Consider the following 16,538-nt stretch of genomic DNA (forward strand, 5'->3'; position numbering starts at 1 on the left):
GCAGATCGTCGGCCTTCAGGGCGGGCAGATCGTCCAGCTTCAGGCGCAGGCGCTCGATCCACTGCGGGTAGGGATGCGCATTGGCCAGCTGGGACTTGATTTCCTCGTCCTCGATGATGCGGCCCTGCTGCAGGTCGATCAGCAGCATGCGGCCAGGCTGCAGGCGCCATTTCTTGACGATGCGGTGTTCCGGGATCGGCAGCGTGCCGGCCTCGGACGCCAGGACCACCATATTGTCGTCGGTGATCAGGTAGCGCGCCGGACGCAGGCCATTGCGATCCAGCGTGGCGCCGATCTGGCGACCGTCGGTGAAAGCCACGGCGGCCGGGCCGTCCCAGGGCTCCATCAGGGCCGCGTGGTATTCGTAGAAGGCCCGCCGCGAATCATCCATGTCGGCATGCTGTTCCCAGGCTTCGGGAATCATGATCATCATGGCATGGGCCAGCGAATAGCCCGACATGACCAGCAGTTCCAGACAGTTGTCGAAGGTCGCCGTATCGGACTGCCCTTCGTAGACGATGGGATACAGCTTGGCCAGGTCCTCGCCCAGCACGGCAGAACGCATCGTGCCTTCGCGGGCGCGCAGCCAGTTGAAATTGCCCTTGACGGTGTTGATCTCGCCGTTGTGGGCAATCATGCGATAGGGATGCGCCAGCGGCCAGGCCGGGAAGGTGTTGGTGGAAAAGCGCTGGTGCACCAGGGCCAGGGCCGACACGGCGCGGGAATCGGCCAGGTCGCGGTAATACAGGCCCACCTGGCTGGCCAGCAGCAGGCCCTTGTAGACCACCGTGCGCACCGAGATCGAAGGCACGAAATATTCCTGCCCGTGCGCAAGCTGCATGCGCTGGATGGCGTGGCTGGCCGTCTTGCGGATGACGTAGAGTTTGCGCTCCAGGGCATCGGGCACCATGATGTCGTGCCCACGGCCGATGAACAGCTGGCGGATGACGGGCTCGCAGGCGCGCACGGCGGGCGACATCTGCATATCGCTGTCAATGGGCACGTCGCGCCAGCCGAGCACGACCTGGCCTTCGTCGCGCACGGCGCGTTCCAGTTCGCGCTCACAGGCCAGGCGCGAGGCGGTTTCCTTGGGCAGGAACACCATCGCCACGCCATAGTCGTCCGGCTGCGGCAGGGTGACGCCCTGGGCAGCCATTTCCTCGCGGTAGAGCTGGTCGGGGATCTGGATCAGGATGCCCGCGCCATCGCCCATCAGTTCATCGGCGCCGACTGCCCCCCGGTGATCCAGGTTTTCCAGGATCTTCAGGGCCTGCTGAATGATGGCGTGGCTTTTGTGGCCCTGGATGTGGGCGACGAAGCCGACACCGCAGGCATCGTGTTCTTGTTCGGGACGGTACAGACCCTGGGGGGCCGGCAGGCCGGGGGGACAGGAGACGGGGTGGGTCATGATGAAACTCGCGAGGCGGGGTACGGATGCCGTTGCAGACGGCAGAAGGTGCAAATTACTGCCTCGGATTGCGAGAGACAATAGGACAGCCCATTGATCCGTCCCTATTTTCAAGCACGATGTCTTTCGGCATCAAAAACAAGGGACGGATCAAGAAATCTGAAAACAAACAAACAAGATCAGGATCCCTGTCAGGAATCTGGCTGCGCCCCGCCACTGAGGGCCAGGATTTTTTTACTGCGCACCCCCCGCAAAGGCCTGCGCGGCTGATCGATCCACCGATATTCTCGCTTGGTCACCCCTGATGTCCTGGGCAAGCCGGGTACAATCCATATCAAACCTAATCGGCCGCCCTGCTTCAGATGACCGACTCACCCCCCAACCCTCTTGTCACATTCGATGGCGTTTCGCTCGGCTACGGCGACTTCACCGTGCTGCGCGGCATGGACCTGCGCGTCATGCCGGGCCAGGTCGTGGCCATGATGGGCGGCTCGGGTTCGGGCAAGACGACGCTGCTGCGGGCCGTCACCGGCCAACTGACCGCGCAGGCGGGCCGCATCCACGTGTTCGGCCAGGACATGGCCCACCTGGACGGCGAACCGCTGCGGGCCGTGCGCCAGCGGATGGGCGTGCTGTTCCAGGGCGGAGCCCTGTTCACCGACCTGAACGTGTTCGAAAACGTGGCCTTCCCGCTGCGCGAACACACGCACATTTCCGAACAGCAGATCCTGGAACGGGTGCTGGACAAGCTCCAGGCCGTGGGCCTGCGGCACGCCGCCCATCTGCGCGTGTCAGAGATTTCCGGCGGCATGGCGCGGCGCGTGGCCCTGGCGCGCGCCATCGTGCTGGAACCGGAACTGATCCTGTACGACGAACCCTTCGCCGGCCTGGACCCGATTTCCCTGGGCATCACGGCCCAGCTGATCCGCACGATGACGGACCAGCTGGGCTGCGCTTCGATCCTCATCACGCACGACGTGGCCGAATCCTTCGCTATCGCCGATCGGGTCTACCTGATCGGCCAGGGCCGGCTCATCGCCCAGGGCACGCCCGCCGAACTGTCCAGTTCCCAGGACGACTACCTGCAGCAGTTCCTGCAAGGCCGGCCCGACGGCCCGATCGGTTTCCACTACCCCCTGACGCCGGCCTTCGAACGCTGGCTGTCCACCCGGAAGGCCGCACGCACATGAACGCGCTCTCGCAACGCATCGCCGCACTGGGGCACGGCTTCGTCTCCATGATCACCGGCCTGGGCGCTTTCGCCCGCCTGTTCGGCGCCATCCTGGCACGCAGTGGCGTGGTGCTGCGCCGGCCACGCCTGACGGCCCAGCAAGTCCACTTCATCGGCAACTATTCCCTGCTGATCATCGGGGTCTCGGGCCTGTTCGTGGGCTTCGTGCTGGGCCTGCAGGGCTATTACACGCTGAACCGCTATGGCTCGGAAGAAGCCCTGGGCCTGCTGGTGGCGCTGTCGCTGACACGGGAACTGGGGCCGGTGGTGACGGCGCTGCTGTTTGCCGGACGTGCCGGCACGTCGCTGACCGCAGAAATCGGCCTGATGAAAGCCGGCGAACAGATCTCGGCCATGGAAGTCATGGCCGTGGACCCGATCCGCCGCGTCCTGGCGCCGCGTTTCTGGGGCGGCGTGATCGCCATGCCGGTCCTGGCGGCGGTGTTCTCCATGGTCGGCGTCCTGGGCGGCTGGTTCGTGGGTGTGATGCTGATCGGCATCGATCCAGGCGCCTTCTGGTCGCAGATGCAAGACGGCGTGGACGTGATCGACGACGTGCTCAACGGCGTGATCAAAAGTCTGGTCTTCGGTGTGGTCGTGACCCTGATCGCCCTCTATCAGGGCTGGACGGCGCGGGCCACCCCGGAAGGCGTCTCGCGCGCCACCACACGCACTGTGGTCAGCGGCGCCCTGGCGGTACTGGGGCTGGATTTCCTGCTGACGGCACTGATGTTCGCCCACTAGGGGCCTGTTCGCCAATCGAAACCTGCGGAACGAATTCATGACACGAGAAAAAACCGATTTCTGGGTCGGCCTGTTCATCCTGCTGGGCCTGATCGCCCTGGTGTTCCTGGCATTGCGCGCCGGCAACATGAGCTCTTTTACCTTCACCCCCACCTATCGGGTGCAGGCCCATTTCGACAATGTCGGCGGGCTGAAGGTCCGCGCGCCGATCAAGAGCAGCGGCGTGGTGGTCGGCCGGGTCGCCGCCATCGGCTTTGACAACCAGCGCTTCCAGGCGACCGTCATGCTGGACCTGGAACAGTCCTACGTCTTCCCGAAGGACACCTCGGCCTCGATCCTGACCTCGGGCCTGCTGGGCGAACAATACATTGGCCTGACGCCTGGCGGAGACGAGCAGAACCTGGCCGACGGCGACACGATCGAATTCACGCAATCCGCCGTCGTGCTGGAAGACCTGATCAGCAAATTCCTCTACAGTTCGGCTGAAAAAGAAGGAACGGGCCCGGGTGCCGGGGCCGCCGCACCCGCAGCCAGCCATTGATCCATTCCCTGACAATCCATGGGCAACGCTGCACCAGCCCCAACAAGACATCGACCGCACGAGACACGACATGATGCCCACTTCCCCGACGCCGGCCACGCCACCAGCCCGGCACATCACGGCCCGCACCGGACTGGCCCTGGCTGCCGCCGCCCTGATGGTCGGCTGCGCGCAAGTGCCGCATCCCTCGCCCAACGACCCCTGGGAATCCTACAACCGCAGCATGTACCGCTTCAATGACACCGTGGACCGTGCCGTGCTCAAGCCCATCGCCACGGGCTATGAGACCGTCACGCCACGCCCGGTGCGTACCTGCATCCACAACATCTTCAGCAATCTGGGCGACGTCTGGTCCGGCATCAACAGCCTGCTGCAGGGCCGGGGCCGCGATTTCGTGGATACGTTCGGCCGGGTGCTGTTCAACAGCACGGCGGGCCTGGGCGGCTGCATCGACATCGCCTCGATGCACGGGGCGCGCAAGATCCCCAACGACTTCGGCATGACGCTGGGTGTCTGGGGCTTTGGCCAGGGACCGTATTTTGTCCTGCCCTTCCTGGGCCCCAGCACCGTGCGCGACGGGGTCGGCACGGCCGTTACCCTGGCGGCCCCCGCAACACCGACTGCAGCCGTCTTTGCCATCGACAATGTGCCGGTGCGCAATTCCGTCCTGGGACTGTACATCGTGGACACCCGCGCCAATCTGCTGGAAGCCGACCGCCTGGTGGACCAGATCGCCCTCGACAAATACAGCTTCATCCGCGACGCTTACCTGCAGCGCCGCAAGGCCATGCTGGACAGCCGTCAGCAGGGTGCCCGCGCCTCGACGGCAGACGATCTGGATCGCACGGCATCCCCGGCCGATTCAAACCTGCCGGTCTACGAGGATCCGGACGAACCCGCACACTGAACCTGCCCGGGACGGCATCCCGGTCCGGGCACCGCCCACCCGTGCCATGCGGGCGGGCGCCACACGGAGACAACCATGCTTTTTCCTGCTTTCCTCCAGATCCTGCGCCGTGCAATCGCCCCATGTCTTTTGGGCGTCGCGCTGGGCCTGGCAACCACCGCCGTGGGTGCCGCCGAACGCACGGTAGACCCCAAGGCGGCGCCGAACGATTTCCTCGGCGCCGTGGCCAACAACATGCTGGACGCAGTCAAGGCCGACCCCAAGGCGTTGCAGGGCGACCCCACCCACATCGCCGACCTGGTGCGCCGCTACGCAATGCCCTATGTGGACATGAACAAGACCACCCGCCTGGCGGCGGGACGCCACTGGCGCCAGGCCACGGCGGCCCAGCGGGATGCGCTGGTCCAGGCATTCACGGGGACGCTGATCCGCACCTACAGCGGGGCGTTCACCAAAGTCACCGCCGACACGGCAATCACGCTGCTGCCGTTCCGGGGCGACCTCCAGGCAAATGACGCCGTGGTGCGCACCACGATCTCGCAACAGAACAGCCCGCCGGTCGGGGTGGACTACCGCCTGGAACAGACGGACGCCGGCTGGAAGGTCTACGACCTGAATGTGGAAGGCATCTGGCTGATCCAGAACTACCGCAACCAGTTCGCCACCGAAATCAGCCGCAGCGGCATCGACGGGCTGATCGCAGCGCTGAACGCGAAACAGTAAGATGGTCTGGCCTGGATCCGGCGCGTCCCGCGCGCTGGATGCGCCCACGCGTGGGTAAACAAGCCAGAGTCGTCCATGCTATAACGAAATTATGGAAGTTATAAGACAATCATAATATTCATAATTTCGCTATATTTCCCCATGGATCCTATTCTCAACCCATTTTCCCCCGGGGCAGGTACGCCACCGCCGGAACTGGCTGGCCGGGATGCCGTACGCGAACAAGTCCGCATCGCCACGGCTCGTGTCCGCCTGGGCCGCCCGGCCAAAAGCATCATGCTGGTGGGCTTGCGTGGCGTCGGTAAAACCGTACTGCTTGACCAGATGCGGCGCGAAACCGAACGCGCCGGGATGCGCACCATCCGGATCGAAGCGCCAGAAGGCCGCTCCTTGCCCGCCATGCTTGCGCCTGAACTGCGCCTTTCCCTGCTGGCTCTGTCCCAGATCGATGCAGCCAAGGACAAGGCCGTTCGAGCACTGCGCGCACTGGCAGGGTTCGTCGGCAAGCTCAAGATCACCTACCACGATATCGAGGTGGGCCTTGATTTCGAAGCCGAACCCGGTCTGGCCGACAACGGCGATCTGGAAAGAGACCTGACCGCACTGTTGAACCAGGCAGGCCTCGCCGCCCAGGCAGCCGATACCGCATTGATTCTGTTCATCGACGAACTGCAGTACGTACCAGAACCGCAAATGGCCGCCCTGATCACGTCACTGCACCGATGCGCCCAGGATTCTCTGCCCATTGCCCTGGTTGGCGCCGGGTTGCCGCAATTGCGCGGCCGGATGGGCAATGCGAAATCCTATGCCGAGCGGTTGTTCGACTTCCCCATGATCGGCCAACTCGAACACGGGGATGCACGTCTTGCCATCGAAGTGCCCTGTCGCAAGGAAGGCGCCGAGATCACGGACGAGGCGGTGGAACGCATCATCGAGCATACCCATGGCTATCCTTATTTCCTGCAGGAATGGGGCAAACAGGCCTGGGATGCTGCCGCAGCCAGCCCCATCACGCTGGATGACGTGAACTCCGCATCCCAACTCGCGGTCGCCGCACTGGACGAAAGCTTCTTTCGCGTCAGATTCGATCGCCTGACACCCGCTGAAAAAAACTATCTCCGCGCCATGGCAGCACTGGGCACCGGTCCTCACCGATCCGGAGACATCGCCGAACAACTGGGCCGCAGTGTTCAATCCCTGGGTCCGACACGAAGCTCGCTCATTCAAAAAGGGATGGTCTGGAGCCCGACCCATGGCGACACCGCCTTCACCGTCCCGCTCTTTGACGAGTTCATGCTGCGCATCATGCCCGAGCCTCCCGAGCGCCAAGCCGTCGAATAGCCGCTCGTCGACCTGAAAAGTTATGGATATTATTTAAATCGGATAACTTCGATAAACTCCATCATTCCGCACCCCTGACATCCGCCTCAGCCCCGGCGGCCTTGAAAAAGCAAGCGCTTATAATGGCCGATGGCGCCCATTCCAGAGTCGCATCGCCCGTCCATGCCCGCCCTCGATCTGCAACACGTTTCCAAAATCTATGCCCCGCGCCAGCGATCCTGGCGCGAACGCCTGAGCGGCCAAGCCGCACCCACAGGTTTTCAGGCCCTGCGCGACGTCAGCCTGACGGTCGAACGTGGTGAATTCTTCGGCCTGCTGGGCCCCAATGGGGCAGGCAAGACCTCGCTGATCTCCATCCTGGCGGGGCTGTCCCACGCCACCCAGGGCAGCGCCCGGGTCTGCGGCTACGATGTGGTCAGCGATTTTCGCCGCGCCCGCCAGTCGCTGGGCGTCGTGCCCCAGGAAATCGTCTACGACCCCTTTTTTACCGTGCGCGAAACACTGCGGCTGCAATCCGGGTATTTCGGCCTGGGCCACAATGACGACTGGATCGACGAAATCCTGGACAATCTGGGGTTGCTGGACAAGGCCGAAGCCAATATGCGCGAACTGTCGGGCGGCATGAAACGCCGCGTGCTGGTGGCCCAGGCCCTGGTACACCGCCCGCCCGTGATCATCCTGGACGAACCCACGGCCGGGGTGGACGTGGACCTGCGCCGCACGCTGTGGGATTTCATCACGCGCCTGAACCAGGCCGGACACACGATTCTGCTGACCACCCACTACCTGGAAGAAGCCGAAGCCCTGTGTGGCCGCGTGGCGATGCTGAAATCCGGCCAGATCGTGGCGCTGGACACCACCCAGGCGCTGATGGCGAAAGTCGGCGGCACCGACCTGGAAGACGCTTTCGTGCGCATCATGCACGACGATGCCGTCCTGGAGGCCGAACTGTGATCCGCCCCGTCACCCAGGCCCGCCCGGCGATGGGTTCGGGCTTTCCGACCCTGCTGCACAAAGAACTGATGCGCTTCTGGAAAGTCGGCATGCAGACCATTGCCGCCCCGGTGGTCACGGCGCTGCTGTACCTGCTGATCTTTTCCCATGTACTGGAAGACCGCGTGCAGGTGTACGGCTCGATTGCCTACACCGCCTTCCTGATCCCCGGGCTGATGATGATGAGCATGCTGCAAAACAGCTTCGCGAATCCGTCCTCGTCCCTGATCCAGAGCCGCATCACTGGCAATCTGATCTTCGTGCTGCTGCCGCCGTTTTCCCACCGCCAGATCTTCGCGGCCTACATTCTGGCCGCCGTCGCGCGCGGGCTGCTCGTGGGCGCCTGTATCTGGCTGGTGGCGCTGTGCTTCGTGCGCCTGCCGGTCGCCGCCCCGCTGTGGCTGCTGGCTTTCGCGGTGCTGTCGTGCTGGATCCTGGGGGTGCTGGGCCTGATCGCCGGCCTGTGGTCCGAAAAATTCGACCAGCTGGCCGCCTTCCAGAATTTCCTGATCCTGCCGGCCACCTTTCTGTCGGGTGTGTTCTACTCGATCCACAGCCTGCCGCCTTTCTGGCAGGCCATCTCGCGCTGGAACCCGGTGTTCTACATGATCGACGGCTTTCGCTACGGTTTTTTCGCCACGTCCGACGTGTCCCCCTGGCGCGGGCTGGCCATCGTGCTGGCCGTCGCCCTGGCCCTGAGCCTGTTCGCCCTGCGCCTGCTGGCGCGCGGCTACAAACTACGGAGCTGAACCATGTCCCCCACCCCCGATCACGTCCGCCAGTACATTGCCGACAATCTGCCCTGCGAGCACCTCGAAGTCACCGGCGACGGGGCGCATTTCGAGGCCCTGATCGTCAGTTCCGCCTTCGAAGGCAAGCGCACCCTGGCCCGCCACCAGGTGGTCTACCAGGCCCTGGGCGATCGCATGCGCGCCGAAATCCACGCCCTGTCGATGCGCACCCTGACTCCATCCGAATACGAAACCACCAAAACCAATGGATAAACTGCTGATCCAGGGCGGCCGCCCGCTGCACGGCGAAATCGCCATCTCGGGGGCCAAGAACGCCGCCCTGCCGATCCTGTGCGCATCCCTGCTGACCGCTGACCCCCTGGAACTGGACAATGTCCCCGCCCTGCGGGACATCGGTACCACCCTGACCCTGCTGCAGCGCATGGGCGTGCGCGCCGAACGCGGCGCCGAATCCCATGTCCGCCTCCAGGCCGATCAGGTGACCAGCCAGGAAGCCCCCTACGAACTGGTCAAGACCATGCGGGCGTCCATTCTGGTGCTGGGGCCGCTGCTGGCGCGCTTCGGCCAGGCCCGGGTCAGCCTGCCGGGCGGCTGCGCCATCGGCCAGCGTCCAGTGGATCAGCACATCAAGGGCCTGGCAGCCATGGGCGCGCGCATCCACATCGAACACGGCTTCGTCGTGGCCGAGGCCGCCCGTCTGCGCGGCGCCAATATCCTGACCGACATGGTCACCGTGACCGGCACGGAAAACCTGCTGATGGCCGCCACCCTGGCCGAAGGCCGCACCGTGCTGGAAAATGCTGCCTGCGAACCCGAAATCATCGATCTGGCCAATGTCCTGATCGCCATGGGCGCACACATCGAGGGCCACGGCACCGACCGCATCGTCATCGAAGGGGTGGAGCGCCTGCACGGCGCCAGCCACCGCATCGTGCCCGACCGCATCGAGGCCGGCACCTTTCTGTGCGCCGTGGCCGCCACCGGCGGCGACATCACGCTGCGCCAGGTGGACCCTGACACCCTGGGCGCCGTGCTGGACAAGCTGCGCGACGCTGGCCTGGACATCACCACCGGACCGGACTGGATCCGCGCCCGCATGACCGGCCGGCCCCGTGCGACAGGCTTTCGCACCAGCGAATACCCGGGTTTTCCGACCGACATGCAGGCCCAGCTGATGGCCCTGAACACCCTGGCCGAGGGCACCGCCGTCATCACCGAAAGCATTTTCGAGAACCGCTACATGCACGTGCAGGAACTGCACCGCATGGGCGCCGACATCGAGATCGACGGCCACACCGCCGTGGTCCAGGGGGTCGAGCAACTGCTGGGGGCCACTGTCATGGCCACCGACCTGCGCGCCTCGGCCAGCCTGGTGATCGCCGGTCTGGCGGCCAGCGGCCAGACCACCGTCGAACGCATCTATCACCTGGACCGCGGCTACGAACGCATGGAACACAAGCTCCAGGCGCTGGGCGCGGACATCCAACGCATCCAATAAAAGGCGACATGGCTCCATCCCCCCTGACCCTGGCCCTGTCCAAGGGACGCATCTTCGAAGAAACCCTGCCGCTGCTGGCGTCCGCCGGCGTAGGCGTGCCGGAAAACCCGGAATCCTCGCGCAAGCTGATCCTGCCCACGGATTCGGACGCGCTGCGCATCATCATCGTGCGCGCGTCCGACGTGCCGACCTATGTCCAGTACGGGGCGGCGGATTTCGGCATTGCCGGCAAGGACGTGCTGTACGAGCACATGGCGCAGCACCCCGGCGGCCTGTACCAGCCCATCGACCTGAATATCGCCCGCTGCCGCCTGTGCGTGGCCGCCCCCGAAGGCTTCGACTACCAGGCCGCCGTGCGCCAGGGTTCGCGCCTGCGCATCGCCACCAAATATGTGCGCGCTGCGCGCGAGCACTTCGCTGCCAAAGGGGTCCACGTGGACATCATCAAGCTGTACGGCTCGATGGAACTCGCGCCCCTGGTGGGCTTGGCCGACGCCATCGTCGATCTGGTGTCCTCGGGCGGCACGCTGCGCGCCAACCGCCTGGTCGAAGTCGAGGAAATCCGCCAGATTTCCTCGCGCCTGATCATCAACCAGGCCGCGCTCAAGATGAAGGGCGAGCACCTGCAGCCGTTCCTGGCGGCTTTCCGCCGCGCGGCCACCAGCACGACGTGACACGGTAAGATAGACCCTTCATATTCCGGTTTTCGCCATGCCCCTGATCAACCGCCTGGATGCCCGCGCCGCCGATTTCGATGCGGCCCTGACCCGATTGCTGGCCTACGATGCCTCGCAGGACGAGGCCATCGAGGCCGCCGTGCGCGACATCCTGCACGACGTGCAGACGCGCGGCGATGCGGCAATCCTGGATTACACGGCACGCTTCGATCATGTCCAGGCCGACCGCCTGGCGGCGCTCGAAATCCCCCGCGCCGACTGGCAGGCGGCCCTGGACGGCCTGCCGGCCGACCAGCGCGCCGCCCTGGAAGCCGCCGCCGACCGCGTACGCCGCTATCACGAACACCAGCGCGCCGAAACCTGGACCTACACGGAACCCGACGGCACGATGCTGGGCCAGCAGGTCACCCCGCTGGACCGGGTCGGCCTGTACGTGCCGGGCGGCAAGGCCGCCTACCCGTCCTCGGTGCTGATGAACGCCATCCCGGCCAAGGTCGCGGGCGTGCCGGAACTGATCATGGTCACCCCCACGCCCGGCGGCACGCGCAACCCCATGGTGCTGGCCGCCGCCGCCCTGGGCGGGGTGGACCGTGTGTTCGCCATCGGCGGGGCCCAGGCCGTGGGCGGCCTGGCCTACGGCACGCAGACGCTGCCCGCCGTGGACAAGATCGTCGGGCCGGGCAATGCCTACGTCGCGGCCGCCAAGCGCCGGGTATTCGGCACGGTGGGCATCGACATGATCGCCGGCCCGTCCGAAATCCTGATCGTGGCCGACGGCAGTACCCCGGCCGACTGGCTGGCCATCGACCTGTTTTCCCAGGCCGAACACGACGAACTCGCCCAGGCCATCCTGCTGTGCCCGGACAGCGACTATCTGGACGCCATCCAGGCCGCCATCGAACGCCTGCTGCCGGCCCAGCCGCGCGCCGACATCCTGCGCGTCAGCCTGGCCAACCGGGGCGCGCTGATCCGCACCGACAGCCTGGAACAGGCCTGCGACATCGTCAACCGCATCGCGCCAGAACACCTGGAAATCTCCACCCGCGACCCGCAGGCCCTGCTGCCCCTGATCCGCCACGCCGGCGCGATCTTCCTGGGGGCCTACAGTTCCGAATCCCTGGGCGATTACTGTGCCGGGCCCAACCACGTGCTGCCCACCGCGCGCACGGCGCGCTTTTCCTCGCCGCTGGGCGTGTATGATTTCCAGAAACGCAGCAGCCTGATCCAGGTCTCGCACGATGGCGCCCAGACCCTGGGCCGCATCGCCGCCACCCTGGCCACCGGCGAAGGCCTGCACGCCCACGCGGCCAGCGCCTCGCTGCGCCTGGACGCACAGTCCTGACCCCGACCGCCCGGCCTCCACCAGGCCGGGCGGCCCCCACCGATCACGTACCCATGTCCATGCGCACTGCCTCCATCGAACGCAACACCCAGGAAACCCGCATCCGCGTCAGCATCAAGCTGGACGGCACCGGCACCCGCAGCCTGAACACCGGCGTGCCCTTCCTGGACCACATGCTGGACCAGATCGCGCGCCACGGCCTGTTCGATCTGGACATCCACTGTGACGGCGACACCCATATCGACGACCACCACAGTGTCGAGGACGTCGGCATCGCCCTGGGCCAGGCCTTTGCCGCCGCCGTCGGCGACAAGGCCGGCCTGCGCCGCTATGGCCACGCCTACGTGCCGCTGGACGAATCCCTGTCGCGCGTGGTGGTGGACCTGTCCGGCCGGCCCGGCCTGTTCTATTTCGTGGATTACGCCCGGGCGCGCATCGGCACCTTCGACGTCGATCTGGCGCGCGAATTCTTCCAGGGCTTCGTCAATCACGCCCTGGCGACCGTGCACATCGACAATCTGCGCGGGGACAATGCCCACCACCAGTGCGAAACGATCTTCAAAGCCTTTGGCCGGGCGCTGCGCATGGCCACTGAAATCGACCCGCGCGCCGGGGGCGCCATCCCCTCGACCAAGGGCACCCTGTGATCCACCCCGCAGACCGGCCCAGGACCGCTATATCGTGACCCGCATCGCCATCGTCGACTATGGCATGGGCAACTTCCATTCCGTCGCCCGCGCACTGCAAGCCGCTGCCCCCGACCACGACATCCGCATCGCCCGCAGCGCCGCTGCCATCGAAGCCGCCGACCGCATCGTATTCCCCGGCCAGGGCGCCATGCCCGACTGCATGCAGACACTGATCACGTCGGGCTTGCGCGATGCCGTGCTGCGGGCCGCACGCGAAAAGCCGCTGCTGGGCGTGTGTGTCGGCGAACAGATGCTGTTCGACGTCAGCGACGAAGGCAACACCCCCGGCCTGGGCCTGTTTGCCGGCCGCGTGCGCCGCTTCCAGGGACCGGCTTTCGATCACCCGGCCAGCGACGGCACCCGGCTGAAAGTCCCCCACATGGGCTGGAATGCCGTCACCCAGACCCGCGCCCATCCGCTCTGGCAAGGCATCGCCCAGGACACGCCTTTCTATTTTGTCCACAGTTATTACGCCGAGCCGGCCGACCCCGGGCTGACGGCCGGCATCAGCCACCATGGCCTGCCGTTCTGCTGCGCCATTGCAGACAGCAATATTTTTGCCGTACAGTTCCATCCAGAAAAGAGCGCGGCCCCCGGGCTGCAGATGTACCGCAACTTCACCCGCTGGCAGCCCTGAAACCGCCCGGCTCCCGGCACTGCATTCTTTCCGCACCGACCACGACGATCATGCTGCTCATCCCCGCCATCGACCTCAAAGACGGGCATTGCGTGCGCCTGCGCCAGGGCGACCTGAACCAGGCCACCGTGTTTTCCGAAGACCCCGCCGCCATGGCCGCCCAATGGGCCGACCAGGGCGCACGCCGCCTGCACCTGGTGGACCTGAACGGCGCCGTGGCCGGCAAACCGCGCAACCGCGCCGCCATCCAGGCCATCGTGGACACGGTGGATGAATCCATCCCCGTGCAGATCGGCGGCGGCATCCGCGACCTGGACACGGTCGAATACTATCTGGACCACGGCATTTCCTACGTAATCATCGGCACGGCCGCCGTCAAGGACCCGGGCTTCCTCAGCGACGCCTGTTCGGCCTTCCCCGGCCACATCATCGTCGGCCTGGACGCACGCGACGGCAAGATCGCCACCGACGGCTGGTCCAAGCTGACCCGCCATGACGTGCTGGACCTGGCCCGCAAATTCGAAGACTACGGCTGCGAATCCATCATCTACACCGACATCGGCCGCGACGGCATGCTCTCGGGCGTCAACATCGAGGCCACCGTGCGCCTGGCGCAGCATGTGCGCATCCCGGTCATCGCCTCGGGCGGCGTTGCCTCGCTGGACGACATCCGCGCCCTGTGCGATGTCGCCCCGGAAGGCGTGGACGGCGTCATCCTGGGCCGCAGCCTGTACGAAGGCACGCTGGACTTTGCCGCCGCCCAGACACTGGCCGACGAACTGACCGCCGTCGCCGAAGACGACGAGGACACTGAAACATGAACCCGGACGCCACCCCGACCAGCCAGGCCCCATCAGGCCTGTGCCGCCGCATCATCCCCTGCCTGGACGTCAATGCCGGACGGGTGGTCAAGGGCGTGAACTTCGTCAACCTGGCCGATGCCGGCGACCCGGTGGAAATCGCCCGCCGCTACGACGAGCAGGGTGCCGACGAACTCACCTTCCTGGACATCACGGCCACGTCCGACGACCGTGACCTGATCCTGCCCATCATCGAGGCCGTCGCGCGCCAGGTCTTCATCCCCCTGACGGTCGGCGGCGGCGTGCGCCAGGTCGCCGATGTGCAGCGCCTGCTGGACGCCGGCGCCGACAAGGTCTCGATCAACAGCGCGGCGGTTGCCCGCCCCGAACTCGTGGCCGAGGCCGCCCGCCATCACGGCTCGCAATGCATCGTCGTGGCACTGGACGCCCGCCGCGTGTCGGGCACGGACGAAGCCCCCCGCTGGGAAATCTTCACCCACGGCGGACGCCACGCCACCGGGCTGGACGCCGTGCAATGGGCACGCCGCATGGCCGACCTGGGCGCGGGCGAACTGCTGCTGACCAGCATGGACCGCGACGGCACCAAAGCCGGCTTCGACCTGGAACTGACTCGCGCGGTCGCGGACGCCGTGCCGGTGCCCGTGATCGCCTCGGGCGGTGTCGGCACCCTGCAGCACCTGGCCGACGGCATCCTCCAGGGCCACGCCAGCGCCGTGCTGGCCGCCAGCATCTTCCATTTCGGCCAGCACACCCTGGCCGAGGCCAAGGCCTACCTGGCCGCCCAGGGTATCCCGGTGCGCCCGGCCGTTCCCGCACGGGCGCTCGCATGACCCCCACCAGTCCCTCTGCGCAGACCGTCTCCGGCACCCCGGATGACTGGCTCTCGGCCCTGCATTTTGATGAACAGGGCCTGATCCCGGCCATCGCCCAGGATGCGCAAACCGGCACCGTGCTGATGGTGGCCTGGATGAATGCCGAAGCCATCCGCGAAACCGTGCGCACTGGCCGCGCCGTGTATTTCTCGCGCTCACGCGCCCGTCTGTGGCGCAAGGGCGAGGAATCCGGCCACATCCAGCAGGTTCACGACATCCGCCTGGACTGTGACGGCGACGTGCTGCTGCTGAAAATCACCCAGGTCGGTGGCATTGCCTGCCATACCGGGCGCGAACGCTGCTTTTACCGCAGCCTGGACCAGAACGGCGACGCGCCGACCTGGGTCGTGCAGGATCCGGTGCTCAAGGATCCCGCGTCCATCTACAGCCACCCGCACCCGCACGACCACTGAACCCCCGCGCCAGGCCGATTGCGCCCGGCGCCCCTCGATCACGGATTGCCTCGCATGACGATTGCTTCTAACGCCGACCTCCTGGCCCGGCTGGCTGACACGCTGGCCACACGCCGCCCCGACCGTGGCGGCGACCCACAAACGTCCTATACCGCCAAGCTGCTGGCACGCGGCCCGGATGCCTTTCTGAAAAAGATCGGCGAAGAAGCCACCGAACTGGTCATGGCCGCCAAGGACGGCACCCGCGAACGCATCGTCGCCGAAACCGCCGACCTGTGGTTCCACTGTCTGGTTGCCCTGACACACTTCGACCTGCGCCCCGAAGACGTGCTGGCCGAACTGGCCCGCCGTGAAGGCCTGTCCGGGCTGGCAGAAAAAGCATCCCGCCCAAAGGATTGAACAAACGCCAGGCAGTCCGGGCCCACCCTGCCGCCAGGCTGGCCCAGGTCAACACCTGCCACGATCGATCAAACCGACCCTGCCTAAAATGTGGCAACATACAACATTGATCAAGCCGATGTCCGGCCCTCGCTTCACCGATTCTCCATGAGCCACGATTGTCTATTCTGTAAAATCGCCCGGCACGAAATCCCCGCCCGCATTGTCCACGAAGACGACGAATTCCTCGCCTTCCACGACATCAACCCGGCGGCGCCCGTGCATCTGCTGCTGATTCCCAAACATCATGTCGCGTCCCTGGCCGACATCGGCCCCGCCGATGCCGACTGGCTGGCCCGCCTGCTGGCCCTGGTCCCCAAGATCGCCTTCGCCAACGGCTGCAATCCCATGCCGGCCGGGGGTTTCCGTCTGGTGGCCAATACCGGCACCGAAGGCGGCCAGGAAATCGACCATCTGCATTTCCATATTCTGGGGGGTGAACGCCCCTGGTCCAACCGTGCGGCCCCCGCCGCTTAAGGAGTTCTCATGGGTAGTTTCAGCATCTGGAACT

At 65.7% G+C, this 16,538-nt stretch carries 19 protein-coding genes and 1 pseudogene; 19 read left to right on the forward strand and 1 reads right to left on the reverse strand.

The annotated features are described in order from the left end of the window. Window positions 1-1,408, reverse strand: a pseudogene (locus RBR29_RS05710) (glutamate synthase subunit alpha); the annotation flags it as partial. Between the two features lie 362 nt (window positions 1,409-1,770). Between RBR29_RS05710 and RBR29_RS05715 the strand changes: the two are divergent. The 19 genes from RBR29_RS05715 (at window position 1,771) to RBR29_RS05805 (ending at window position 16,504) form a co-directional block, all read left to right on the forward strand. Beyond that, entirely contained in the window at window positions 1,771-2,598 is an 828-nt protein-coding gene (locus tag RBR29_RS05715; protein ID WP_320348002.1) for an ABC transporter ATP-binding protein, read from the forward strand. Further along, the gene (gene mlaE, locus RBR29_RS05720; protein WP_320348003.1) at window positions 2,595-3,383 is read left to right on the forward strand and encodes a lipid asymmetry maintenance ABC transporter permease subunit MlaE; all 789 of its coding nucleotides are present in this window, start codon (window positions 2,595-2,597) and stop codon (window positions 3,381-3,383) included. The genes RBR29_RS05715 and mlaE overlap by 4 nt, the downstream gene beginning before the upstream one ends. 37 nt (window positions 3,384-3,420) lie before the next feature. After that, complete coding sequence (mlaD, locus tag RBR29_RS05725) at window positions 3,421-3,924, forward strand: outer membrane lipid asymmetry maintenance protein MlaD (protein WP_320348004.1); 504 nt, start codon at window positions 3,421-3,423, stop codon at window positions 3,922-3,924. Window positions 3,925-4,081: 157 nt separating this feature from the next. Continuing rightward, complete coding sequence (locus RBR29_RS05730) at window positions 4,082-4,831, forward strand: VacJ family lipoprotein (RefSeq protein ID WP_320348018.1); 750 nt, start codon at window positions 4,082-4,084, stop codon at window positions 4,829-4,831. 75 nt (window positions 4,832-4,906) lie between these two features. Continuing rightward, a complete protein-coding gene (locus tag RBR29_RS05735; protein ID WP_320348005.1) occupies window positions 4,907-5,554 on the forward strand; it encodes an ABC transporter substrate-binding protein in 648 nt (215 codons plus the stop codon). Between the two features lie 141 nt (window positions 5,555-5,695). Further along, on the forward strand, window positions 5,696-6,895 hold the full coding sequence (locus tag RBR29_RS05740; protein WP_320348006.1) for an ATP-binding protein: 1,200 nt from the start codon (window positions 5,696-5,698) through the stop codon (window positions 6,893-6,895). A 162-nt stretch (window positions 6,896-7,057) separates the two neighbouring features. Continuing rightward, a complete protein-coding gene (locus RBR29_RS05745) occupies window positions 7,058-7,849 on the forward strand; it encodes an ABC transporter ATP-binding protein (protein WP_320348007.1) in 792 nt (263 codons plus the stop codon). 29 nt (window positions 7,850-7,878) lie between these two features. Continuing rightward, window positions 7,879-8,637, forward strand: coding sequence for an ABC transporter permease (locus RBR29_RS05750; RefSeq protein ID WP_320348019.1), 759 nt, complete (start codon window positions 7,879-7,881; stop codon window positions 8,635-8,637). Between the two features lie 3 nt (window positions 8,638-8,640). Beyond that, entirely contained in the window at window positions 8,641-8,892 is a 252-nt protein-coding gene (locus RBR29_RS05755) for a BolA family protein (protein ID WP_320348008.1), read from the forward strand. After that, window positions 8,885-10,138 carry a UDP-N-acetylglucosamine 1-carboxyvinyltransferase gene (gene murA, locus RBR29_RS05760; protein ID WP_320348009.1) on the forward strand — a complete coding sequence of 418 codons (1,254 nt, stop codon included), beginning with the start codon at window positions 8,885-8,887 and terminating at the stop codon, window positions 10,136-10,138. The genes RBR29_RS05755 and murA overlap by 8 nt, the downstream gene beginning before the upstream one ends. An 8-nt stretch (window positions 10,139-10,146) precedes the next feature. Further along, a complete protein-coding gene (gene hisG / locus RBR29_RS05765) occupies window positions 10,147-10,812 on the forward strand; it encodes an ATP phosphoribosyltransferase (protein ID WP_320348010.1) in 666 nt (221 codons plus the stop codon). Window positions 10,813-10,849: 37 nt separating this feature from the next. Then, entirely contained in the window at window positions 10,850-12,157 is a 1,308-nt protein-coding gene (hisD, locus tag RBR29_RS05770) for a histidinol dehydrogenase (protein WP_320348011.1), read from the forward strand. A gap of 59 nt (window positions 12,158-12,216) precedes the next feature. After that, entirely contained in the window at window positions 12,217-12,804 is a 588-nt protein-coding gene (hisB, locus tag RBR29_RS05775) for an imidazoleglycerol-phosphate dehydratase HisB (RefSeq protein WP_320348020.1), read from the forward strand. A gap of 34 nt (window positions 12,805-12,838) precedes the next feature. Continuing rightward, window positions 12,839-13,483 carry an imidazole glycerol phosphate synthase subunit HisH gene (gene hisH, locus RBR29_RS05780; RefSeq protein WP_320348012.1) on the forward strand — a complete coding sequence of 215 codons (645 nt, stop codon included), beginning with the start codon at window positions 12,839-12,841 and terminating at the stop codon, window positions 13,481-13,483. Between the two features lie 50 nt (window positions 13,484-13,533). Next, entirely contained in the window at window positions 13,534-14,304 is a 771-nt protein-coding gene (hisA, locus tag RBR29_RS05785; protein ID WP_320348013.1) for a 1-(5-phosphoribosyl)-5-[(5-phosphoribosylamino)methylideneamino]imidazole-4-carboxamide isomerase, read from the forward strand. Beyond that, window positions 14,301-15,134 carry an imidazole glycerol phosphate synthase subunit HisF gene (gene hisF, locus RBR29_RS05790; protein WP_320348014.1) on the forward strand — a complete coding sequence of 278 codons (834 nt, stop codon included), beginning with the start codon at window positions 14,301-14,303 and terminating at the stop codon, window positions 15,132-15,134. Before hisA ends, hisF begins: the two co-directional genes overlap by 4 nt. Continuing rightward, a complete protein-coding gene (hisI, locus tag RBR29_RS05795; RefSeq protein WP_320348015.1) occupies window positions 15,131-15,589 on the forward strand; it encodes a phosphoribosyl-AMP cyclohydrolase in 459 nt (152 codons plus the stop codon). Before hisF ends, hisI begins: the two co-directional genes overlap by 4 nt. A gap of 54 nt (window positions 15,590-15,643) precedes the next feature. Beyond that, window positions 15,644-15,988 (forward strand): phosphoribosyl-ATP diphosphatase, encoded by a 345-nt coding sequence (locus tag RBR29_RS05800; RefSeq protein ID WP_320348016.1) that lies wholly within the window; start codon window positions 15,644-15,646, stop codon window positions 15,986-15,988. A 147-nt stretch (window positions 15,989-16,135) separates the two neighbouring features. Then, a complete protein-coding gene (locus RBR29_RS05805; RefSeq protein ID WP_320348017.1) occupies window positions 16,136-16,504 on the forward strand; it encodes a histidine triad nucleotide-binding protein in 369 nt (122 codons plus the stop codon). Window positions 16,505-16,538: the final 34 nt, after the last annotated feature.

The sequence above is a fragment of the Castellaniella sp. genome, assembly GCF_034007085.1.
GTDB lineage: Bacteria > Pseudomonadota > Gammaproteobacteria > Burkholderiales > Burkholderiaceae_B > Castellaniella.